This is a genomic window from Gloeobacter kilaueensis JS1 (genome assembly GCF_000484535.1).
In the GTDB taxonomy this organism is placed as follows: Bacteria; Cyanobacteriota; Cyanobacteriia; order Gloeobacterales; family Gloeobacteraceae; genus Gloeobacter; species Gloeobacter kilaueensis.
Map to the genome: position 1 here is coordinate 429,264 of NC_022600.1, position 21,288 is coordinate 450,551.

The window sequence follows — 21,288 nt, forward strand, 5'->3', positions numbered from 1 at the left end:
ATGCTTGAAACAAATTCCGAAGAAAAGTTTCGCCTTCATCTGGGACCGCTTGTGAGACAGATTGAAGAGCAAACCTGGCAGGCAAGTCTTCTTCCCTGTCTGCTCGAAGTTCTCGCAAAGGGCGCTCCCAAAGTTCACAGCGACACAGTGGGCCATGCCCTTGCCGTCCTTGCCGGGGTGCTGCAAGACGACCTTAACAGCCTGCACGAAGACGTGCGAGCACTGAGTAAGCTTCTGGAGCACGGTTAACGATTGCCCCTGCTCTCCGCCCCCGGCCTCCTGGTGCCATCCAGGACACGGGCCGTTGTACCAACGGCCCCGAGGCACGCCGGGGCTTTCTATTGTCCATTCCTCCACACACACTACGCGCACACGAACCTATGAACCTCGTACAACCGCTCGCCGTCCCTTCCCGCCTGCAGACGCCCAGGATGACCGACATCCTTGAACTGGGTCAGATGCTCGGGCCTGCCATCTGGAACCTGCGCCGCTTCTGGTGTCCGGTCGGCCCCACATTCTCTCATTGGTGGGACGCTCTGCACGAGCTGGGCCACTTCGCTGTCAAGCCCGATGGCTACATCGCTGTCTGGGCGAAGCATGGCAATCCCGGCGGTGTGCCGAACATGAACTGGATCCGCACCGAGGCGGGTGTGCGTCTTCTGCCCAATCACTCTCCCCTGGATCCAACGCCCGACGAGTGGGGAGTGCGGGCCTGGTGTCTGCAGGTGCTCACTGCCTTCGACTGGAAGAACCCGGTCAACTCGGCTGAGTGGAGCGAGGCGAGCGATCGGGAGCAGGACCGAACGGGCTTGTGGAATCCGCGCCTCACCACCAATCCGCGCAACCCCTTCGCCCCCAGTGGCTACCGGCAGTTGGAATTGATGGGCATCGACGTAGCCGGCGGGCAGTTTCGCCCGACTGTGGAAGTGATGAGCGCCGGGTGGCAGTTGGGCCTCACCTGGCAACTGCCATCGGCAGAGTAGACATAGCCTTTCTGCGGTCGAGAGCGGTAATCATCGCCTCCCGCGCCCTGCCGCACCCTGCCGGACACAGTTCGGTACGGAATTGGTACGGTATTTTTGCAATTTCCGCTGTAATGCAGTCACCGCAAAGGTTTCAGACGATGGAAATCCTCGTTTACACCGAGGATGTCGGGGGTTCGAGTCCCTCATTGCCCATATTACCTAAAGCCGCTCAGCAGGCGGCTTCCATTGTCTTGGGGCAAGGATTTCCGGCTTCTCTAATTATCTGTTGTGCTGTGTCCATTCGCACTCACTCGCATTCAAAAATCCTGATTCGTGGGCTAAATTGGTGCGAAATTTGGTGCAATGGGCCGGAGGAAGACACCCGCAGGCACCGTGGCGGTATTACCTGTCACTGGTGGGACGCCCTGCACGAGTTGGGCCACTTTGCTATCAAACCCGATGGCTACATCGCTGTCTGGGCAAAGCATGGTAATCCCGGCTGTGTGCCCAACATGAACTGGATCCACACCGAGGCGGGGGTGCGGCTGTTGCCCAACCACTCCCCGCTGGACCCGACGCCTGACGAGTGGGGAGTGCGGGCCTGGTGCCTGCAGGTGCTTTCTACCTTCGACTGGAAGAACCCGGTGAACACATCTCAGTGGGGTGAAGCGAGCGATCGGGAGCAGGACAGAGCGGGCTTGTGGAATCTGCGCCTCACGCAATCCGCGCAATCCCTTCGCCCCCAGTGGCTACCAGCAGCTCGTGCTGATGGGCATCGAGGTGGCCGCCGGGCAGTTCCAGTCAACGGTGGAGGTGATGAGCGCAGGCTGGCAGTTGGGCCTCACCTGGCAACTGCCATCAGCAGAGTAGACATAGCCAACGAGCGGTTGAGAGCCACCGGCCTCCCGCAACTGGCGCACAGCCCATGCCTGCGCCATGGTGCGAGCTTTCAGCTGTTCCGTGATGGCACAACTATGCTGGAACAAAGCCGAGGCCGGAGGCAGCGCGGGAGTCTACTTATGCAGGCATTCATGTTCACAGCGATTGTGGGAGCGGATAGGTGCGTGCAACTGCCGGGGGAAGTGCCCGAGGGGCAGGCTGAGATCGTCGTGTTGGTGCGCCCTGCCACTGGGCCAAAAGATGCACAGGTTTTGCAGGAGTGCCTAGACGAATTGGAGCACAGCAAACTGCCGCGCAGATCAAAAGAGGAGATCGACCAGAGCCTTGAACTCGAGCGCAACAGTTGGGACTGAGCGGTGGCGAAGATCTACCACGTTTGTTTTTTCAGTGACGCTATTGCTGGGCCGGGTTCTCAAGCGGCTGGCCCTGGGGCAGAGGGCGCGTAAAGCGGCGGGTGAACCAGGTTTGCCAGTCATCGATGTAAGTAAAGAGCACCGGGATGACGACCAGGGTGAGCAGGGTGGAGGTGAACAGGCCGCCTACGACGGCGACGGCCATGGGAGAGCGAAATTCGGACCCGGCTCCGATCCCGAGGGCGATGGGCAGCATTCCCGCAATCATGGCAATCGTCGTCATCAAGATGGGCTGCAGGCGATCGATGCCCGCCTCCAGCAGCGCCTGCTTGCGAGAAAGACCTTCCTGGTTGCGCAGGACCAGGGTGTACTCCACCAGCAGAATTGAGTTTTTGGTAACGATGCCCATGAGCATCAAGATGCCGATCAGGGCCGGTAAGACCAGGGCTTTGCCGGAGACGAGAAGACCGATGAGTGCCCCGCCGATCGAGAGGGGCAGGGCCGCCATGATCGTGAGCGGATGGAAGAAGTTGCCAAACAGGAGCACCAGCACCGCGTAGATGAGCAGCACCCCGAAGCCAAGAGCGGTGCCGAAGCGGGCGGAGACTTGATCTTGAAGATCGACGTCCCCTGAACGCACCAGCCGCACCGAGTCGGGCAGGTGCTCCATCACGGGTAGCGCGTAGATGCGCTTCAGGGCAGGCCCGAGCTGAAGGCCGTCGAGGTTGGCCTCGATCGAGATCTGCCGGGAGCGGTCGTAGCGGTCGATCTGGGCGCTGCCACTGCCGACGCTGACCTCGGCGACGGTCTCAAGGGGCACACTGCGCCCGGCGGCTGTGTCAAGGCGCAGGTTGCGGATCACCTGCAGGTCGTTGCGGTAGCGCGGGTCGAGCTGGACGCGAATCGGGATCTGGCGCTCGCCCAGGTTGAACTTCGCCAGGTTGGCGTCGATGTCGCCCAGGGTGGCAATCTTAGCGGTCAGACCAATCTGCTGCACCGAGACGCCCAGATCGGCGGCCTTTGAAAAGCGCGGTTGAATCAGCAGTTCCGGTCGCAGCAGGCTCGCGGTGCTGCTCACGTTCGCCAGACCCGGCAGAGTCCGCATCTGGCTGTTGAGTTGCTCGGCGGTGTGCTCGAGGATAGCCCTATCCTCGCTCGTGAGGATGATCGAGACTTCCTTGCCACCGCGAAAACCCACCGAAAAGCTCAACCGCGCCCCCGGCACACCGGCCAGCAGAGGCCGGATCGCCTTCTCGAACTGCTGCTGCGATAACTGGCGCTCGTCTCGGGGCTTGAGGTTGATAAAGAGCGTCGCAAGGCGCACCTCCCCTTGATCGCCCACCGAGTAGAAGATGTCCCTGACCTCGGGCCGCCTGCCCAGGGTACGCACGAGGGCGAGGGCCGTCCGGTCGGTCTGGGCGAGGGTGGCACCGGGAGGCAATTCCAGCTTCAGAATCGACTGGGCGCGGTCGGTGGTGGCAAGAAAGCCCGAAGGAATCAGGGGGGCGAGTAACAGGGTGCCTGCGAAGAAGGCAAAGGCAGCAAGCAGGGTCGCGATCCGGTGCGCCAGCGCCCATTCGAGCACCCGGCGATAGGCGCGGACATACCAGCTGGCCCGCTCGGGCGTCGGCAGAGCCTTGAGCATATAGGCGGCCATCAGCGGTGTGACCAGGCGGGCGACTAAAAGCGAGAAGAGCACCGCCGCCACCACCGTGAAGCCGAACTGGCCAAAGAACTGGCCGGGGACGCCGCCCATAAAGCCCACGGGCACAAAGACGGCCACGATCGTCATCGTCGTCGCCACGACTGCAAGGCCAATCTCGTCGGCGGCGTCGAGGGCGGCCTGAAAGGCTGTCTTGCCCATCTTGATGTGGCGGACGATATTCTCGATTTCGACGATCGCGTCGTCTACGAGAATCCCCACCACCAGCGCCAGCGCCAGCAGGCTGAGGTTGTTGAGGCTGTAGCCTAAAAGCTTCATCACCGCGAAGGTGGGAATTGCCGAGAGGGGCATCGCTGCCCCGGCGATAAAGGTGGCCCGTCCGTCTCTTAAAAAAAGATAGACGACCACGATCGCAAGCACTCCCCCCAGCCAGAGCGCTTCTACCGAGGCGTCGAAGTTTTCGTGGACGTAGCGCACAGAAGTCGAGACCAGTTCAAAGCGCGTATCGGGAAATTGCTTCTCAAGTTCGGCGATCTTTTGCTGGACGCCCTCCTCGACTACCACCTCCGAGCTGCCGTTGGCGCGCAATACCGAGAAGGCGACCACCGGACGGCCACCCATCCGGGCAATCTGGCGCGCTTCGGCGGTAGCGTCGGTGACGCTGCCCAACTCACCCAGGGCGATGCGCCGTCCCCCAGAAAGGGCAATTTCGGTGCTGCGCAGTCCTTCGACCGTGAGAGCGCTGCCCAGGGTGCGGATCGTCTGCTCGCGGCTGCCCACCTCGCCCCGGCCCCCCGGCACGTTCAAATTCAGCTCGCGCACCTGGCGGTTGACCTCTCCGGCGGTGATACCGAGGGCAAACAGCCGATCCGGGTCGAGGTCGATTCTCACTTCGCGGTTCACCCCGCCGACGCGCTGCACCTGCGAGACGCCATCGACGGCGAGCAGGGCGCGGTTTACCTCGTCATCGACAAACCAGCTCAGCTGCTCGACGGTGCGCCGATTGGAGGCGACCGAGTAGATAAGAAGCGGCCCACCGACAAAATCGACCCGCCCCACCACGGGCTCGTCGATGTCTTGAGGCAGATTGGAGCGAATCTTGGTCACCGCGTCGCGCACGTCGTTGACGGCCCGGTCGGTGTTGGTGCCCAGGACAAATTCGACCGTCGTCGTCGAAATACCGTCTTTGATTGTCGAGCGCAGGTGCTCGACGTTTTCGATCCCAGCGACGGCATCCTCGACTTTGCGGGTCACCTGGCTTTCCAGCTCCGCCGGGGCGGCTCCTGACTGGGTGATTGTTACCGAAACCGTCGGGACATCGACGTTGGGATTCTCGTTGATCTGCAACTGGCTGAAGCCCAGACTGCCCGCCAGCACCAGGGCGATAAAAAGAACAGCCGTGATAATCGGGTTGCGGATGGACCAGGCGGAGAGGTTGCTGTTCACGACGCCCCTCCGATCACCCGTACTGGATCGCCATCTTTGAGATAACCCGCTCCGGAGAGGACCACCGGCTGCCCGGCCACCAGGCCCGAGCGGATCTCTACCTGCCCATCGCGCCGCTCACCGGTAATCACTTCCCGGCGCACCGCCTTGTGTCCCTCGACGACAAAGACAAAGGGCCGGGCGTCCTTGTAAAGCACCGCCGCCTCCGGAACAGCGAGCGCTTCGGCGGTACCCAGTTGCAGCAGACCGCGCACGAACATGCCGGGATGCAACCGGGGGCTGGCCGGCAAATCGATGCGCACCTGGGCGTCGCGGCTCTGGGCGTCCACCGCCGGGGCAATCTCGCGCACGCGGGCCTGGTAGGTCTTCTGCGGCTCGGCGTCGGTACGCACCTGCACCGGCTGCCCGGTTCGGATCGCTGTGAGATGCACCTCCGGCACCTCCGCCTGCAATTCAAGGCGACCGTCGCGCACGAGCATAAAAAGCGCCGAGGCGGCTAGAGGACTCACTACACTCCCCAGCTTCGCCTGCCGCTTGCTGATGAACCCATCTGCCGGAGCGACGACCCGCGTCTGGGCAAGCATCGCCTGCAGTTCCTCCAGGTGAGCCTGGGCGCGGGCCAGATCGCTTGTCGCCACAGCGATGGCCTGGAGGGCGGCGCTCGTGCGCGCCTGGGAAGTATCGGCAGTGGTGCGCCGTGCCTCCGCTTCGAGGGAGCTAATCGCCCCCTCTTGCACCAGCGCCTCGAAGCGGTTGCGGTTATTCATCGCCTCGCGCTCCTGGGCCCGCGCTTCCTGATAACTTGCCTGCTGCTGGGCAATGAGAGCCCGGTTGCGGGCGATGTCCGCTTTTACCTGCCGGATCTGTGCCTGCAGGGGCCGGTCGTTGAGCTGGGCCAGAAGTTGCCCCCGCCGCACGTGCTCCCCCTCCTGGGCTGCGATCCGCTCGATGCGCAATCCGGTCGTCTCAGCACCGATCGGTAGCTCGTCCCAGGCGGCGATCGAGCCTGTAACCAGCAGTGTTCTTGGAAAAATTGCCCGCCGCACCGGCTGAACGGTGATGCTCTGCCCCGCTGGAGCCGAAGAAGCGACCGGTGCTGTCTTTGCTCCTGGCCGACTCAGAGCCCAGGCAAGGGCGACGAGGGCAACCAGACCGGCCCCCGCCGCTCCCCGCACAAGCCAGCTTTGCCCCCTGGTTGCACCCTGGCCATTTTCCACCGCCCCAGCCTGGGGCGGCACATCGACTTGTTGAAGAGATGGACGCATTCCCGCTTCTCCCATTGCGAAGTAGCCGCCCGGCCCGTAGCCTGCGGTGGTCGTTATCCAGTTGCTAAAAACAGTCCTGCCCGACAGCAGGGATTAATACAAGCAAAAGCTCACATTCGCAGAATATGAGTTGTTGCTCGTATTTGTCAAGGGCGATAATCTGGAGACATGAGCGCTCAACAGACAAAAACAGCGGCGATGCGCCGCACGCCCCAACAGGAGCGGGGCCGCCAGCGGGTCGATGCCATTCTCGACGCGGCGGCGGTCGTCTTTGCCGAAGTTGGCTATGAGGCAGCGACCACCAACGCCATCGCCGCCCGTGCCCACACCTCGATCGGTTCTCTCTACCAGTTTTTTCCAGACAAGCTCGCGATCTTCCAGGCTCTCGACGAGCGCTACTGTGAGCAGTGCTACGCGCTGAGCGCAGAGGTCTTTTCTCCCCAAAAGGCGCGCCTGCCCCTGGCTACAATGATCGGCGAACTCATCGATGCGTTTGCCGGTTTCTATGCCCAGCCAGGTTTTCGCGTCGTGCTCACCCAGAATCCGACTGCCCGCTTCAATCCCTGCGAGGAAGACAAAAGCCTCAAGCAGGAGATCGTCCGGTTGCTCGCGGCACTGCTCTCGGCGCGCAACCCAAAGCTGCCTCCCGAGGAGTGCGACCTGCTGGCCGATGTTTGCCGCCGCATCGCCACCACTTTATTGCTGGCCGGTGTGCTCGGCGACGAGGCGTACCGCCAGCAGATGATTGCCCAGACCAAGTGCGTGCTCGTCGCCTATCTTGAACCCCATCTGGAACCAAAAAACACGACATCCTCTGCCTGTCCAGACGGGATCGATCGCCGCTAAAGGGGCTCTTCAGTACTTCAAGGAGGCGAAAACCTCGTGATAGGGTACCAGTCCTGCAACCGCATGACTGATCTGTCTTGCAACGCGTGGGTTTTGTTTCATCAGCCAGATCAACACCGTATTCATCAGTGAAAATCTTCTGAACGCTTTAATTTTTAGACCCGCTCGCAGGTCCGCCTCAAAACGAGATTGATAAAGATACTGCCAGTTTTTTGCGGCGGCGGCTGGATTCGCACTCATATTGATTGCCTGGGAAACATACAGCCCGCTTAATATGGCATTTGCGATGCCTTCCCCGGTCAGGGGGTCAGTCAGATTCGCAGCATCGCCAATCTTTAGAATATTGCGCTCGCTGACGCGGTTCCCTTTTTGAGCGGTCGCCAGCGGATAAACTTGAGGAATGTCCCGGTGAACAGCCTTACTCAGCAGATGGCAAGCCTGGCGATTGCTCCGGATGAATTGCTCGAACAGACGAATCACATTGATAGTAGTCTTTGGCCGGTCATCCAACCAGACCCCCAGCCCGACATTAAATTTTACATACTCCCCCTGGGTGGAAACCGGAAAGATCCAGCCATAGCCGGTGGCACCCAGGTGTCGATCGAAGTGGATCTGCGCTTCCGTCAGGTCCAACTCCAGTCGCTCCTGACGGCGGAGCGTCCAGTAGGCACGAATAGCAATTGCTGTCACCTGTCCTGCATAAACTCCGCGCGCATCGATTAAGTAGTCGAACGTTTCAGACAGGTGCTGAAGCTGGGGAGTGTGTTTGTGAACGAGCTGAACAAGGGGAAGGCAACCTGCACTAAGTGCTTTATCGTATAAGAACTGGTCAAAGAAGACACGAGGAATGCAGTACGCCTCCAGGGTCGTCGCTTCACTGTGGGAAATCTGATTGGAAACCCCCAGAAAAAAATGGCGAATTGGGGCGTATTCAGCAAGTTGTCGTCTCAGATCTTGAGGATAGATACCCATCGTAGAGAGAGCCTGAACGGATTCGAGGCTGATTCCATCCCCACAAACTTTATCTCTTGGAAAGGCGCTCTTATCGATCAAAGTCACCTCATGCCCACTTTTGGCAAGGTGATAACCGGCTGAACAACCGGCTGGGCCTGCTCCGACAACCGCGATCCTGGCCATGTCACTTTCCTACTGTGTTGAATGGGAGGCAAGCAAACCCTGCTGAAAGAAAAAGGAAGCGGGACTGCCGTCCGGAATCAATCGTGTTGCAATCTTTTGAACCGCTCCTTGCTTACTTACTTTCTCGCTTGAAAGATAGACTCCTAACAGCGCCTGGGGGATCAGTTGATGAAACTGGCTGTGCGGAAGGGAGGCAACACTTTTTGTCGCCTCCTCGACAAACTGCTGAAGACGGGCTGTTAGCTCGTCCTCACTGCTGTAATAGAAGCAAAAATTCAAGTCGTTGTTCATGCGATCTTCTTCCTGATCGATCAAATAATCTAATAAAATATGCAGCCCTTGGACCCAGGGAAAATAACTGTTTTTTACCTGCATTGTCAGTGTTTCAGGAAACTCTTGATTGAACGAGTAGGATATAAGACAAAAAATTCCTAGAGTCGAGCCCGCGCAGGCGCAAAATTCATACCAGCTAAGTTCTGGGAACTGTTTATGGTGTAAAGAAAACCAGGCTTTTAAGCGTGGAATGCGCTCTTCAAGCTTAACGTGCTTGTTGATCTGCAATTCGCAATAATAGCTCGCCAGTTCGTGCAGAGTTGGAGCAACTTTTGAGTAGTTCAAAGTATTCGACAAAATAATTTGACAGTCTTTGACCAGGCTGATCAAATAATTACCATCATCTTGGTCCCTGCGGAAGCGATAGTAATTTGATAGTTCTGCGCTGGGAGTGAGCGCATGCAAAATGGAGCCATGCAGGGCTCGAAAATCTTCTGGATCGAGGGAATTGCTGCGGTCGCACAGATTGTCCAGATAGTCGCTGATCGTCTGGTAGGCCACAATAAAGCGGACCGCTTCCTGCCAGTCTCGATTGGCAAGCAATCCGTAGATCGCTCCCCCCTCACAGTGGAACTGCTTGGCTTCAAGGCTGGCGAGCGCTTGTTTGCGCAGCTCCGGGTTGGGTATCTGCCGGGCTTGTAGCAGCCAGCGATTCAAGCAGCGCCGGACCAGGGGCAGCACCTTGTCGTGCATTTGTGACAAAAACGCCCAGGGGGAATCAGGAATATCCATAGAAGAGGAATTGTATAGCGACTCGATCACCTATAAAAAGGGCTGCAACGATGCTACGAAGGAGCAGAAGCTTCAGCCTCTCCACAAATGCTGATTTATAGTCAATAGCGGGAAGTGCAGGGGCAGGTTGCCTAGATCTCGATTTTTGGACGCAGGTAGGCCCGCAGGGTGGCGACGCGGCGAAAACCGATGCGTTCGTAGACTGATAATCCGTCTGGGCTTGCCTGCAGAGTCGCACTGCCCATACCTTCATCTCGTGCGGCGGCGATCACCGCAAGCAGCAACCGACTCGCCAGGCCACGACGGCGGTACTTGGCTTCGGTGGCGACGTACTGGATGCTCAGGTCGTCGCCGAGCGTAAAGGTCAGGGCAACACTGACGAAGACACCGTCCACGCGCAGGCCGTGGGTGCGGATGCGCTCGTCTTGCAGCGCCCCGACGAGTTGACTGAATAGCCCGCTCTGCTGGCCGTAGGCGCGCTCGTTGATCCTGCCCAACTCCGCAAGGGGCGGTGCCTCTACCAGCGATGCTCCACCCTCGAAATTCAGTGTCGGGTCATAGAGGGAGATGCCCAGACACGGCATCGCGATCTCAGCTTTTTCGACGCGCCCCGGCGCGGCATCGGCGACAGTCCACAGGCAGTGAGGCAATCTGGGTTCGTCGGTGGGCGGGACTTTACCCAAAGGCACAACCGCCCCATCAAACCAGGGATTATCGGCTGCTGCGTCGATGCGTGCCCCCACCGCATCTGGCCGGCGCACCTCCGCTTCAGGACCGATGCCCCAATACCCGAGTGCTGCAACCATCTCGCCGAAGCCATAGATAGAGCGGCGAGCCAGTTCTGGGTCGTCTATCACGTTTGGTGCCTGCTTCTTGCTCTGTTTTGAGGTAAGCATCTGCTGGAGGCGGCCAGTTCCCACGCGCTGCCCCATCCTGGTGTCCCAAAGGGCGGAGTTGTCTGAACGGCTCTGTCTGAGCACCCATCAGAAAGTAAGGGCACCAGGCACTTAACTGGTAGTAAAGATAACTTCATGCAGCGTCTTTTGATACTCGTTGTCGGCTAGATCGAGCATCTCACCGAACAGAGGAGCAAAGGGACGGTTGCTGTCCATCGCGGTAAACTCTTCCAGCGAAGTCCAGTGACCGTAGTTGATACAGCGCCAGCCATCGAGGCTGCGGTGGGCCTGGGTGGTGATCAAGCCTGGCTGGTGGCCCACCAGACCCAGAGCCTGCTGAAAAAGTTCGACAAAGCGGGGCTGGTTTTCGGGCCGTTTCAGTTTGAAGATGCCAAAGTTGATCAACCCGGCCATACCGGCAAAGGGTTTGAGTACGCTCCCGGTAGGCTCTTCGCCGAAGATCTCAAAAAGATGGGCATCGGGTGGAGCAAAATCGGCGAGGGGCTGACTGGCTATATAGTGAGCAGCACTTGCCCACTGCAGATAGCTGGTCACCCGCAAACCGTCGCGGCTGCGATGGACGATCCCGGCGACAAAACCCGGCTGGGTCTGGAGGGTCGTCTCGATACGAGCAATCACCTGCTCCACCAGTGCCGCCTGCCGCTCCGGCTCGACGGTAAAGACAGCAAATTCGGCTGGCAGATCGTTGCTTCTTGTGATCGTAGGCATACCGATTCTCCTGGTTGGGAGCATTCTTGCACGGTAGGCAGCTTTGCTCCCTATCTTTTGGGTGGGCTCTTTGCTCCTATTTTTGTTGAAGAAATTTCTTGGCCCCGATAGTGTGTTTGCGGTGCCAGGAGCTTTATACAAGCCTCATATAAGTCCTACCTGAGCTTCATATTTTTGGACTTACCCGGCTATAGGGTTGAAGTAACCCGATCGCCCTTCCTATATTTCGGCAGTTACCCACTCTTTGATGAGGGCTCCCCCCTTTCCACTCACCGAGGTCCAAGATGGAATACGATTTTTACTACGGTGTGGTTGAAGCGTCCGATGCAGCGTACATCATCCACGTCGAGTCGCTGCTCACAATCTGGATGTTTTTTACCTGTGCTGTCGGTCTACCCTCGATTGCCCAGCCCGTTGGCAGTCTGTAAAACAAAACGCTCAGCCCTGCTGAAGCCGTCCCAGATCCGCTTACCCTGGTAGCAGGTCGTGTTTGTGCAAACGCACCTGTGCAGTCAGATCCGCCACTAAAGAAGAACCCTCTGCTCGCCCTGCCCTTTGAGCCGGCCCTCGCATCGCTCGGGGAAGATTACTACGATGTCGTGGCCGCCGCAGAATTTCCTGTCCACCATTTGCGCTTTCGCAACGATGCGCTCCTGCCGCTGTTGAATCTCGATCCGGCGGCGGTGAGCGACGCCGATTTTATCGAGGCTTTTGGCCACTTCGAGGGGCAGGGACCATTTTTTGCCCTGCGCTACCACGGCTATCAGTTCGGCGAGTACAACCCGTTTTTAGGAGACGGTCGCGGTTTTCTCTACGGCCAGGTGCGGGGAAGGGACGGCGAACTGTACGATCTGGGCACAAAGGGCTCCGGTACGACGCCCTACTCGCGGGGTGGGGATGGACGGCTGACCCTCAAAGGCGGCGTGCGCGAAGTGCTGGCAGCCGAGGCGCTGCAGGCTCTGGGCGTGCGCACCTCGCGCACCCTGAGCTTGATCGAGACGGGAGAACGCCTGTGGCGCGGCGATGAGCCGAGTCCTACCCGCTCCTCGGTGATGGTGCGCCTGAGCCGCTCTCACATTCGCTTCGGCACCTTCGAGCGGTTGCACTACCTGGGGCGCAAGGATCTGATTCGGCAGTTGCTCGATCATGTCATCGCCTGCTATTACCGGCCTCTGGTAGACGAAGCGGATCGCGACGCCCTTTTTTATGAACAGCTCGTCGAGCGCGTCGCCGAACTGGCGGCCCAGTGGATGGCTGCTGGTTTTACCCACGCCGTCCTCAACACCGACAACATGTCGATTACCGGCGAAAGCTTCGACTACGGCCCCTACGCCTTCATCGATCTATACGACCCGGACTTCACCGCCGCCTACTTCGATCCCTATGGCCGCTACAGCTACGGCAATCAGCCCCTCATCTGCAAGGTCAACCTCGAAGCGCTGCAGATCCCGCTGGAGACGCTGATCCCAGGCGAAAGGATGCAGGCAAGCCTCGGGCGGTTTCAGGCTTTCTACGAGCGGGCCTACTCGCGGCGGATGCTGGCCAAACTGGGCTTCGAGGCGCTAGAAGCAAGCCTGGCAAAAGATGTGCTCGCCTCGACGCTCGCTTACCTGCAGGCGGCACGGGCTCCGTACCACGCCTTTTTTCTCCAGCTCAGCCGCAACTTCTGCCCCGACTGGTCCACCGAGGCAGAGTCGATCTTACCTGAGTGGCGGCCTGCCGCTGAGGCAGAATTTTTGCAGTGGCGAACGCTATACCAGCAGGCACTGCAAACTTTGCCACCGGCTGAACTGGACGCGGTGGCGGAGCGATTGAGAGAGCACAACCCTTCGACCGTCCTGCTGCGGCCCCAGATCGAGAATGTCTGGGCTGCGATCAGTGAAAACGACGACTGGGAACCTTTTTTGACCCTCGTCGAGCGCCTGCAAGACCCCTTCGATCCCCCAAACACCCATGAGCGACAGCGATAGCGAAGCGATCCGCACCGTGATTCAAAAGCAACTGGCTGCCTTTCAGCAAGATAATGCCGAGGCCGCCTTTGCCTTTGCCGCCCCCGAAATCCAGGCAATGTTTGCCACCCCGACGGACTTTTTGAACATGGTAATTAGCTCCTACCGGGCGATCTACCGGCCCCGCTCGGTCCTGTTTGAAGATCTGGTGCTCGTGCGCAACACGCCCACCCAGCCGGTGCTGTTGCTGGACACCGATGGCAGCGTCAAGCGAGCTGTCTACATGATGCGCAGGCAGGCCAATGGCGAGTGGCGGATCGGCGGCTGCGTGCTCCAGCCGGTGCGCTAGGACTGCCAATCGACGTAGTGGCGCTTGCCGTGCGCCCGGTAGAGCCTTTTGCCGACGTGCGGATAATCAGTAATGTCAAAGTCGCGCCGCTCACCGCCCACGAGACAGACCAGTTCGCCCTCGAACGGATTGGCGAGGGTGTGGGGCAGCGAAGGGGTGTTGAAGCCCAGAAAATCCCCCGGACCTACTTCGATCTGCTCCTCACCCACATGGGCGACGCCACGCCCAGAAAGAATATAGACAAATTCTTCCTCAAAGTGGTGAAAGTGAAACTCGCTGCTCGCACTGCCCGGTTCCAATCGCACCAGATGCACCCCGAGCCGCTGCAGCCCGAGCGCGTCTCCCAGCGAGCGGGTGTGACGGATCGCCGCCGGGTTGAGGGGATGAACTCGAACGGTTTCGCTCAGGGCGGCAATTTCAGCGCTGCTGAGATAGTGTCTCGGCCTGTCGCTCATCAACTCGTCCTCGTTGTTGTGCTTTCCAGGTGTTTCATGCCGATGCTTAGCTTTCAACTCTACCCAAGATCTAACCGCCAGCCCAGAGCACTGCAACTTGCATTAGCAGTTTAGCTAGAACTGCGTTATTCTTTTTCTGGTCCTTTTGCCAAAGTGAGAGTGCGATCTCTTCCCATGCTAAGGCAGCCAAGGTTCAGGGTCAGACTTGCTCTTTGTAGGCGGCATGTGATTGCAGATAATCCATAGGTACAGTATGGTTGCGCACCAGCAATTGATCAACAAATCAAGCGAGAAAGAATCGTAGATAAAAAGGAGTAGACGATCGATGATGAGAATCTTTGTACCATTCATCACCCGCCTATTACTTGGTACAGGTGCATCAGCTTTCCTGATGGCAACTCAGATGACTGTCCGTGCTCAAACTACCAATACAGCTACCGGTGAGGGAGCACTTTTCTCAAACACCACTGGCTTCGCCAACACGGCCAATGGTTACTCTGCACTTTTCTCTAACACTACCGGCAGCTCTAATACGGCGGACGGTGCCTCTGCTCTTTACAACAACACCACAGCCAGCTACAACACAGCCAGCGGTGCCTCTGCTCTTTACAGCAACACTACAGGCGACCATAACACGGCTATTGGTACGTATGCACTTTTCTATAACACCATCGGTGCCTTCAATACAGCTGTAGGCTTCAATGCACTTGATTCTAATACTACTGGTAGCTTTAACACAGCCACTGGTGTCGGTGCGCTCTCACTGAATACTGCTGGCTACTCGAACATGGCTAGCGGTTACGAGGCGCTCTTCTACAACTCTACCGGTAACTTCAACACGGCTATAGGTACTAATTCGCTCTACAGAAACACTACGGGCACGCGCAACATTGCCTTGGGCTATGGAGCAGGCTACTATATCAGTGTTGGCAGCAACAACATTCACATTGGCAATAGTGGTTCATCCAGTGATTCGAGGGTAATTCGTATTGGCACGGCAGGTGGTCAGATCCGTACCTTCATCGCAGGCATCTCGGGTTCGACAGCAAGCGGTGGGGTGCAGGTGTTCATCAACTCTTCGGGTCAATTGGGTACTCTTACCTCTTCCAAACGCTTCAAACAAGACATCCATACTCTCGATTCAATCAGTAATAAACTGCTAAAGTTGCGACCGGTCTCGTTTCGTTACAGGCAGGCAGCGGAGGACGGCACACATCCTGTGCAGTATGGATTGATTGCCGAGGAAGTGGCGAGGGTCTTTCCGCAACTAATAGAGTACGATAAGCAAGGCAAACCCTTCACCATATACTATCACTTGCTGACGCCGTTGCTGTTGAGTGAACTGCAGAAAGAGCATCAGCAGAATGTCTCTCAGCAAGCAGAACTAGCAAGTCTCAAAAAGAGGGATATGCAGCAACGAGCAGAGCTAGCGAGTCTCAAACAGCAATTTGTTGCCCAGCAACAACAACAGCAACAGCAGGCGGCTCAGATGGCAGCACTGCAACTGAAACTCAGACGGTTAGACCTGTTTGTACAGGCAGCGAATCTTGACGTGCGCCTGTCACAAAAGTAAAATCCCGCTAGAAACTGCTTCTGAGGCCAGCGGTGAAGTTGATGGGCGGTGCGCCGTTGCCGTAGTTGCGCTCGTAGCGGGCACTGGTGAGGTTGTCGATGTAACCGGTGAGGGTGAGGTTGCGCGTCAGGGGCACCTGAAAAGAGAGATTCAGCGTCGCGTAGCCCGGCAGCAGTGTGCCGGGAGGAAGCGCGCCGATATTCTGGATGAACCGGCCCGTGCTCGGGTTGACGACGAACTCCTCGCCCTCGACATCCGGATCGACGGCGAAGCCCGGACCGATGTGCAGCGGATCGACCGAGCGGTAGCCCTGGAAGTTGACAAACAGCGCCGCCCGCCAGCCGGAGGGGTTGTCGTAGGAGACCCCTGCCTGGCCGCTATGGAACGGCACCAGCGGGTACTGGGTGTTGTTGTAGACGTCTTTGAAACCCTGGCCGATGCGGGCATCGGTGTAAGTTTCGGTGGCAAAGACCGTCCAGCGGGGCACGAACTGCCAGGAAGCGCTCAGCTCGAAGCCGGAGGTGCGCACCTCCGGAAAATTGACGCGCACCCGGTCGTTGACCGCGTAGCCGTAGAGCGCCTGCAACTGGGCATCGGCGGCGTTGCCCGACTCGATCAGTTCGTAACCCAGCAGGTTCTGGATGTCGTTGATAAAGTAGCTCATGCGAATCAGGCTGGTGCGGCTCGGCTGCCAGTCGAAGCCCACGTCCCAGGTGGAACCTTTTTCCGGCTCCAGTCCCGGATTGCCCTTGATCTCGCCCACGCCGAACAAATCGTTGAAGTTAGGGGTCTTGTAGACCTTGGTGAACGTGCCGCGCAGGCCGAATTCGGGCGTCACCTGCCAGCGCACGCCGATGCTCGGATCGATCGAACCTTGAAAGTCGCGGTTGAAGTTGCGGCTGAAGGCGCTGTTGCCAAAGGAAGCGCGCAACCCCGCCGTGAGCGTCACGTTGTCGGCGGGCTTGAAAGTGTTGAGGGCAAAGAAGGACGGCCTGCCAATCGTCGCCTCGTAGTTGAGGGAGACCTGCCCTTCGCCGGCAGTGACCGAGTTGCCGCCTTCTTGAATAAAGTCGAAGCCGTAGGAGAGGTTATAGCCCGGTGAAATCTGCCAGTCGTGCAACAGGCGGGCGCTGAAGACGCTGATGTCGGTCGCATCGCCCTCGCCAAAGGCAAACTCGGTGGTCCGCCCGCGATCGTAGGCGACGCGCACCTGGAGGTTGGACTTTTTGTCGGCACCGAGCTTGTGGTTGAAGGTGGCAGCCGCACCGTAGTAATCGATGAAGATACGCGGCACCAGTTCCTCGTTCAGCCCGAGGGTGTTAGCGGAGGCGGTGCGCACCCCGAGTTCCGGGTGATTGGGATTAAAGAATGGAATTGCCTGGCGCGTGTCTTCGAGGGCGAAGAGGGTAATCCCCCGGCCCCCCTGGCGGTAGTACGAGTTGAAGCTCAGGGTGCTATCGGGATCGATGTCCCAATCGAGGTCAAAGCCGTAGGTAGAACTATCTACCGCTCCACTCTTGCGAATGCCTGAGATCGTAAAACCTGGCCGGTCCACCTGATAGTAGTAGTCCGAGGCCGTCTTGAAGGTGGTGGCGTAAACGTCGAAGCGCAGATTGTCGCTGATCGGACCTCCGACCCGCACCCGGTAATCGCTGTAGCCGTAGCTGCCAAAGGTGACCTCAGCACTGCCCTCGAAAACTTTGGGCGGTCGTTTGGTAATCACGTTGATTGCCCCACCCACCGCCGTGCTGCCGTAGAGGGTCGTCGCCCCACCGGTGAGCACCTCGATGCGATCGATCTGGGCCACCGGCAATTCGTTGAGATCGACGTGCTCCTGGTTAAGGTTGTTGATCGAGCGGCCATCGATGAGCAATGCCGTGCTGGTAGTGGGCAGGCCGCGAATAAAGTAGGTGCTGTGTACGTCCGCGCCCTGGCCGAACATATTGCTCACCACCCCCGGCACTCCCCGTAGAGCGTCGCCCACCGTGCGCGCCCCTTTTTGCTCGATCTCCTTTTGATCGATGACGTAGACCGAGCCGGGAATCTCGCGCACCTTCTGCTGGCGGAGCGTACCGGTCACCGTCACCGTGTCGAGGACATAGCTGGGTTCGCTCGCCGCAAGCTGGGTCGTCGCTGAACTGCTTCTGGGCACGGGGGCCGCCTGGGGCGAAGTGAGATCCTGCGCCATCAGATCTTTTGCCTGCAAATCAGCCTGGCGCAACTCCTGGGCGGTGGGCAGGGCAAAGCCCGGAAGGGCGGTGAGCACAATACCTGCCACGGGCAGACCGATTGCCAGCAGCGAACGGGAAATACAAACAGGCAGGCTGGACACGGAACACTCCTTCACGGTGAAGCGGGATATCCAGAAATCCCGAGCGCGCAGCCATCGTATCAGTAATAAGACTGATTATCAATCTTCTTATAACACCCATTAGCGCGATGCCTGTTCAAAACTGCTCCCACCTGCAACTGCTCCTGCCAGACTCCCCGATTGTCCCCGCTTATCCCGCCTGCAGCCCAGTTACAGTGAACCCCCCCTCGTATATTGCTATTGGTTCCAAGGTAGCGGTGAGGACTGTGCCCCCCCTTGCGGCTTTGACCGCGTGGAAGAGATTGTCCCCCGCTATCAAGGACCGGCAAAGCTGAACCGTATCGAGTGGCACTGACCACGTATCACGAGGCTAGACTTTTGCCGTCCTGCGGAACTTGCCTACCTCCTCTGAAGCTTCAACTGGAGACACTCATGCAGCGAGACGGTTCACAAAACGACTATCAGCTATTTGTCGGTATTGATGTGGCGGCACTCACTGTCACTGCCGCCTGGCTGCTCACCCACGCAAAGCCTACCGCTGCCATCACACTGCCCCAAACCCCCGAAGGACACTGCCAATTGGCCGAACGCTTACTCGCCGTCTGTCCCACCGCCGCTGAGGTGTTAGTGGTCATCGAAGCCACAGGCTCCTACTGGATGCGACTGGCCACATTTCTGGCGCTCAAAGGTTTTGCCGTCAGTGTGGTCAACCCCGCTCAGTCTCATTACTTTGCCAGGGCACTGCTCAAGCGTTCCAAAAGCGATGCGCTTGATGCCCAGACGCTTGCCCAACTCGCTGCCGCCCTGCAACCTGGTCTTTGGCAGCCGCCGCCTGAGATTTATTACCAACTCCAACAGCGCCTGCAGCATCGCGATGCCTTGCTGCAGCAACGCCAACAACTGCACAACCAGTTGCACGCTCTGCGGCAATTTCCGTTGGTGGTGGCGGCGGTACAAGCGAGTCTGGAGCAGTTGAGCCACACCTTCGATGAGCAGATTGCGCAGATGGAAGCTCAGCTAGAAGCGCTGCTCGCCCAAGACTCGCTTTGGCATCAAGCTGCAACCAAGCTGCGCACTATCAAAGGCATTGGGTCTGTCACCGCTGGGTGGGTGTTGGTGAGTACCCTCAACTTCGGCTGCTGTGCAACGGTGGAAGCGGCGGTGGCCTACGCGGGTCTCGCTCCCCGCTCCCACCGTAGCGGCACCAGCCTTCATAGACCAGAGCGCATCGGCCATGCAGGCAATGCCCGCTTACGCACGGCGCTGTATATGGCGAGCTTGAGTGCGATCCGCTGCAATCAGCAGATTAAAAGCTTTTACCAGCGGCTACGAGCAGCCGGTAAACCGGCAAAGGTAGCGCTTTGCGCTGCGGCTCGCAAACTCTTACACATTGCCTGGGCGGTTGTGAAAACAGACACGCCTTTCGATGCAGAGCACGGCAGGTTGGTTTGCTTGCAGTAGGGCGGAGGAAGAGAAGAAAGGAGGAGGCTGCTTGACTCTCAATACCGTATCTCTTCTCCTCTGCCCGGCGGGGCAGCCCCCCATTCGGGGGGCAGGGGAGGAGAGGGGGGGCAGGGGGGGTGTGGAGGGGTGGGGGACGGTTTTAGCAATACCCAAAAAAGTAATCAGAGAAACGACTACCCCCCAAAAAGCCCGCTTCCCCCAATCCAGCCCAAAACCCGATGTTTTTTTGCTGCATCCACTCAGGACAGATTGTCCGCCTGATCGCGCCACCACCAGCGCAGGGGCAGGTAGACCAGCGGTGCCCAGAGGCTGCTAATCAGGGCAGAACCGAGGGCGACCCACTGGTGGTGCGACCAGATTTCAGCGATGGCGATGTGGCCCATGATCGAGTACTGCAGCGCCATGCAGGTCTCCGAGAGCACCGCCATCGCAAAGGTGATGAGGGCCACCGAGATAAAGTCCTCCTGGATGAAGCGCTGTTTTTCGAGGCGGGCAGTGAGCACGGCGGCAAGGGCCAGACCGAGGGCGTGGGTCGGACGGGCCATCGTGATGCCGTCCTGGGCCCAGCCCATCGCCAGACCCGCCACCCCTGCCATCAGGGGCGTGCGCCGGATGCTGAAGCAGACGATCCAGATGAGCGGCCAATCGACGCTGATGCCGGCTATCGCCCAGCCCGGAACCGGAGCAAACAGGGCCAATAGCGCGCAGATGGCCGAGAGGAACGTACCGATGCCATTAACGATCTGGCGGGACAGGGAGGGTTGCATCGGGATGCTCCGGCGGGGACTGGGTGGTATCGGCGGGAGCGCTGTTGCCTGCGGGCGCTGTGGGCGGCGGATTGTTGCGGCTGGACCCTTCGTTATTTGCCGATGGGGCGAGGGGCTGGGGGGCGGAACGGGGTACTAGAGTCCCACTGCGCCTGGGAGGGGCGGCGGGCCGTCGCTCGGCTGGGGAAGCGGGCGTTTTTTCGGACACAGCAGGTTTCTGGTCGGGCAGTTTGCCGCCGCGCAGCGTCGTCGCTGCTGGCCGGGCTGGAATTTCAAGCGCAGCACCCGCATCGCTGCCACTCTTGGTGGGGAGCGTGGTTGCAGCAGGGGTGCTGCTCGGGGCAACCGCCGGTGCGGCTGGAACCAGCGTCGGGGGCGGGGGTGGAGCGGGTGTGAGTTGCACGGGGGCCACACCGGGGTAGATCTTGACCCACTCCAGGCGATCGAGGGGGGCAACGAAGGCGATCTTGACTTTTGGAACGGCCTGGTTGCGATCGACAGCCGTAACCCGTCCCACCGGCAACCCCGAGGGAAAGCGCGAACTGAGGCCGCTGGTGACGATGAGTTCGCCGGCTTTGAGGGGCGGCTGCTCAAAAAATTCGACCGTCGCCGGATCGCGGCGGTGGCCCTGCAGGATGCCCATCATCCGCGAGCGCACCGCCATGACTCCCACCTGGGAACCGGGATCGCTCAACAGCAGCACCCGCGAGGTGTAAGCGCCCACCTGGCTCACCTGACCCACCGCCGCACCGTTGCCGGTGACGACCGTGGCACCGACGGCGATGCCGTCGGCTGAGCCCCGATTGAGGAGCACCTCCTCCCACCAGTGATCCGCGCTGCGACCGATCACCTGAGCGCTCACTGCACCGCTACCCAGTCTGTCGTCTATTTTGTGCAGGTTGCGCAGCTGGCGGTTTTCGTAGAAGAGCGACTCCAGGCGGGCCTGCAGTTGGGCGAGTTGTTCGTCGCGCAATTGACCCGCTGTCGGAGCCGGATAGATAAAAGGAGAAGCCAGCAGGGCAAATAGATCGCTCAGCATCGCCCCATCGGTGCGCCGCACCCACCAGGCCGCACCGAGGGCGAGCACCGCTGCCAGGGTGACAAGACCAAATCGCAACCACCATCGCCTGAGCTTCTCGACCACAGCCCTCCCTC

General features: G+C 59.3%; 20 protein-coding genes and 1 tRNA gene. 11 read left to right on the top strand and 10 right to left on the bottom strand.

Features of this window, described 5'->3' with window-relative positions; all coding sequences use genetic code 11:
- From GKIL_RS01915 to GKIL_RS24445, 5 genes are all read left to right on the top strand, one after another.
- Positions 1-249 (top strand): hypothetical protein, encoded by a 249-nt coding sequence (locus GKIL_RS01915; RefSeq protein ID WP_023171667.1) that lies wholly within the window; start codon positions 1-3, stop codon positions 247-249.
- Positions 250-380: 131 nt separating this feature from the next.
- Positions 381-983: a hypothetical protein gene (locus GKIL_RS01920; RefSeq protein WP_023171668.1), complete on the top strand. Its 603-nt coding sequence runs from the start codon at positions 381-383 to the stop codon at positions 981-983.
- A 130-nt stretch (positions 984-1,113) separates the two neighbouring features.
- Positions 1,114-1,178: transfer RNA gene (locus tag GKIL_RS01925), tRNA-Val, on the top strand.
- A gap of 450 nt (positions 1,179-1,628) precedes the next feature.
- On the top strand, positions 1,629-1,835 hold the full coding sequence (locus GKIL_RS24440; RefSeq protein WP_144080293.1) for a hypothetical protein: 207 nt from the start codon (positions 1,629-1,631) through the stop codon (positions 1,833-1,835).
- Between the two features lie 161 nt (positions 1,836-1,996).
- A complete protein-coding gene (locus GKIL_RS24445; protein WP_144080294.1) occupies positions 1,997-2,218 on the top strand; it encodes a hypothetical protein in 222 nt (73 codons plus the stop codon).
- Positions 2,219-2,258: 40 nt separating this feature from the next.
- Here the strand turns inward: GKIL_RS24445 and GKIL_RS01935 are convergent, their stop codons facing one another.
- Positions 2,259-5,327: an efflux RND transporter permease subunit gene (locus GKIL_RS01935; RefSeq protein WP_023171669.1), complete on the bottom strand. Its 3,069-nt coding sequence runs from the start codon at positions 5,325-5,327 to the stop codon at positions 2,259-2,261.
- Entirely contained in the window at positions 5,324-6,592 is a 1,269-nt protein-coding gene (locus tag GKIL_RS01940; protein ID WP_023171670.1) for an efflux RND transporter periplasmic adaptor subunit, read from the bottom strand. The genes GKIL_RS01935 and GKIL_RS01940 overlap by 4 nt, the downstream gene beginning before the upstream one ends.
- Before the next feature lie 168 nt (positions 6,593-6,760).
- On the opposite strand from GKIL_RS01940, the gene GKIL_RS01945 reads away from it, so the two are divergent.
- Positions 6,761-7,438, top strand: a complete 678-nt coding sequence (locus GKIL_RS01945) for a TetR/AcrR family transcriptional regulator (RefSeq protein ID WP_051382605.1) — start codon at positions 6,761-6,763, stop codon at positions 7,436-7,438.
- 9 nt (positions 7,439-7,447) lie between these two features.
- Here GKIL_RS01945 and GKIL_RS01950 read toward each other — a convergent pair whose 3' ends face one another.
- The 4 genes from GKIL_RS01950 to GKIL_RS01965 all read right to left on the bottom strand — a co-directional run bounded on the left by GKIL_RS01950 (position 7,448) and on the right by GKIL_RS01965 (position 11,265).
- Positions 7,448-8,575: an FAD-dependent oxidoreductase gene (locus GKIL_RS01950; protein WP_023171673.1), complete on the bottom strand. Its 1,128-nt coding sequence runs from the start codon at positions 8,573-8,575 to the stop codon at positions 7,448-7,450.
- A 9-nt stretch (positions 8,576-8,584) separates the two neighbouring features.
- Complete coding sequence (locus GKIL_RS01955) at positions 8,585-9,640, bottom strand: tetraprenyl-beta-curcumene synthase family protein (protein ID WP_023171674.1); 1,056 nt, start codon at positions 9,638-9,640, stop codon at positions 8,585-8,587.
- 131 nt (positions 9,641-9,771) lie between these two features.
- Positions 9,772-10,572, bottom strand: a complete 801-nt coding sequence (locus tag GKIL_RS01960; protein WP_023171675.1) for a GNAT family N-acetyltransferase — start codon at positions 10,570-10,572, stop codon at positions 9,772-9,774.
- A 75-nt stretch (positions 10,573-10,647) separates the two neighbouring features.
- Positions 10,648-11,265, bottom strand: a complete 618-nt coding sequence (locus tag GKIL_RS01965) for an antibiotic biosynthesis monooxygenase family protein (protein WP_023171676.1) — start codon at positions 11,263-11,265, stop codon at positions 10,648-10,650.
- 284 nt (positions 11,266-11,549) lie between these two features.
- Here GKIL_RS01965 and GKIL_RS25140 point away from each other — a divergent pair, with 284 nt between their 5' ends.
- The 3 genes from GKIL_RS25140 to GKIL_RS01975 all read left to right on the top strand — a co-directional run bounded on the left by GKIL_RS25140 (position 11,550) and on the right by GKIL_RS01975 (position 13,563).
- The gene (locus GKIL_RS25140; RefSeq protein WP_023171678.1) at positions 11,550-11,693 is read left to right on the top strand and encodes a hypothetical protein; all 144 of its coding nucleotides are present in this window, start codon (positions 11,550-11,552) and stop codon (positions 11,691-11,693) included.
- 78 nt (positions 11,694-11,771) lie between these two features.
- Entirely contained in the window at positions 11,772-13,235 is a 1,464-nt protein-coding gene (locus tag GKIL_RS01970; protein ID WP_023171679.1) for a protein adenylyltransferase SelO, read from the top strand.
- Positions 13,219-13,563, top strand: coding sequence for a DUF4864 domain-containing protein (locus tag GKIL_RS01975; protein WP_023171680.1), 345 nt, complete (start codon positions 13,219-13,221; stop codon positions 13,561-13,563). The genes GKIL_RS01970 and GKIL_RS01975 overlap by 17 nt, the downstream gene beginning before the upstream one ends.
- On the opposite strand, the gene GKIL_RS01980 is transcribed toward GKIL_RS01975, so the two are convergent.
- A complete protein-coding gene (locus GKIL_RS01980; RefSeq protein WP_023171681.1) occupies positions 13,560-14,018 on the bottom strand; it encodes a cupin domain-containing protein in 459 nt (152 codons plus the stop codon). The genes GKIL_RS01975 and GKIL_RS01980 overlap by 4 nt on opposite strands.
- Positions 14,019-14,343: 325 nt before the next feature.
- Between GKIL_RS01980 and GKIL_RS22105 the strand changes: the two genes are divergently transcribed.
- Complete coding sequence (locus GKIL_RS22105; RefSeq protein WP_023171682.1) at positions 14,344-15,591, top strand: tail fiber domain-containing protein; 1,248 nt, start codon at positions 14,344-14,346, stop codon at positions 15,589-15,591.
- A gap of 7 nt (positions 15,592-15,598) precedes the next feature.
- Here the strand turns inward: GKIL_RS22105 and GKIL_RS01990 are convergent, their stop codons facing one another.
- The gene (locus GKIL_RS01990) at positions 15,599-17,923 is read right to left on the bottom strand and encodes a TonB-dependent receptor plug domain-containing protein (RefSeq protein WP_023171683.1); all 2,325 of its coding nucleotides are present in this window, start codon (positions 17,921-17,923) and stop codon (positions 15,599-15,601) included.
- 411 nt (positions 17,924-18,334) lie between these two features.
- Between GKIL_RS01990 and GKIL_RS01995 the strand changes: the two genes are divergently transcribed.
- Complete coding sequence (locus GKIL_RS01995) at positions 18,335-19,363, top strand: IS110 family RNA-guided transposase (RefSeq protein ID WP_023171280.1); 1,029 nt, start codon at positions 18,335-18,337, stop codon at positions 19,361-19,363.
- A 242-nt stretch (positions 19,364-19,605) separates the two neighbouring features.
- Here the strand turns inward: GKIL_RS01995 and mreD are convergent, their stop codons facing one another.
- Complete coding sequence (gene mreD, locus GKIL_RS02000) at positions 19,606-20,133, bottom strand: rod shape-determining protein MreD (protein WP_023171684.1); 528 nt, start codon at positions 20,131-20,133, stop codon at positions 19,606-19,608.
- Complete coding sequence (gene mreC / locus GKIL_RS22110; protein WP_023171685.1) at positions 20,102-21,277, bottom strand: rod shape-determining protein MreC; 1,176 nt, start codon at positions 21,275-21,277, stop codon at positions 20,102-20,104. Before mreC ends, mreD begins: the two co-directional genes overlap by 32 nt.
- Positions 21,278-21,288 lie beyond the last annotated feature (11 nt).

Bases quoted from the DNA above. Each gene is read 5' to 3' on its own strand.
- GKIL_RS01915 (WP_023171667.1), top strand. From the start codon at position 1: ATGCTTGAAACAAATTCCGAAGAAAAGTTTCGCCTTCATCTGGGACCG.
- GKIL_RS01920 (WP_023171668.1), top strand. From the start codon at position 381: ATGAACCTCGTACAACCGCTCGCCGTCCCTTCCCGCCTGCAGACGCCC.
- GKIL_RS24445 (WP_144080294.1), top strand. From the start codon at position 1,997: ATGTTCACAGCGATTGTGGGAGCGGATAGGTGCGTGCAACTGCCGGGG.
- GKIL_RS01940 (WP_023171670.1), bottom strand. From the start codon at position 6,592: ATGCGTCCATCTCTTCAACAAGTCGATGTGCCGCCCCAGGCTGGGGCG.
- GKIL_RS01945 (WP_051382605.1), top strand. From the start codon at position 6,761: ATGAGCGCTCAACAGACAAAAACAGCGGCGATGCGCCGCACGCCCCAA.
- GKIL_RS01950 (WP_023171673.1), bottom strand. From the start codon at position 8,575: ATGGCCAGGATCGCGGTTGTCGGAGCAGGCCCAGCCGGTTGTTCAGCC.
- GKIL_RS01955 (WP_023171674.1), bottom strand. From the start codon at position 9,640: ATGGATATTCCTGATTCCCCCTGGGCGTTTTTGTCACAAATGCACGAC.
- GKIL_RS01960 (WP_023171675.1), bottom strand. From the start codon at position 10,572: ATGGGGCAGCGCGTGGGAACTGGCCGCCTCCAGCAGATGCTTACCTCA.
- GKIL_RS01965 (WP_023171676.1), bottom strand. From the start codon at position 11,265: ATGCCTACGATCACAAGAAGCAACGATCTGCCAGCCGAATTTGCTGTC.
- GKIL_RS25140 (WP_023171678.1), top strand. From the start codon at position 11,550: ATGGAATACGATTTTTACTACGGTGTGGTTGAAGCGTCCGATGCAGCG.
- GKIL_RS01975 (WP_023171680.1), top strand. From the start codon at position 13,219: ATGAGCGACAGCGATAGCGAAGCGATCCGCACCGTGATTCAAAAGCAA.
- GKIL_RS01980 (WP_023171681.1), bottom strand. From the start codon at position 14,018: ATGAGCGACAGGCCGAGACACTATCTCAGCAGCGCTGAAATTGCCGCC.
- GKIL_RS22105 (WP_023171682.1), top strand. From the start codon at position 14,344: ATGATGAGAATCTTTGTACCATTCATCACCCGCCTATTACTTGGTACA.
- GKIL_RS01995 (WP_023171280.1), top strand. From the start codon at position 18,335: ATGCAGCGAGACGGTTCACAAAACGACTATCAGCTATTTGTCGGTATT.
- mreD (WP_023171684.1), bottom strand. From the start codon at position 20,133: ATGCAACCCTCCCTGTCCCGCCAGATCGTTAATGGCATCGGTACGTTC.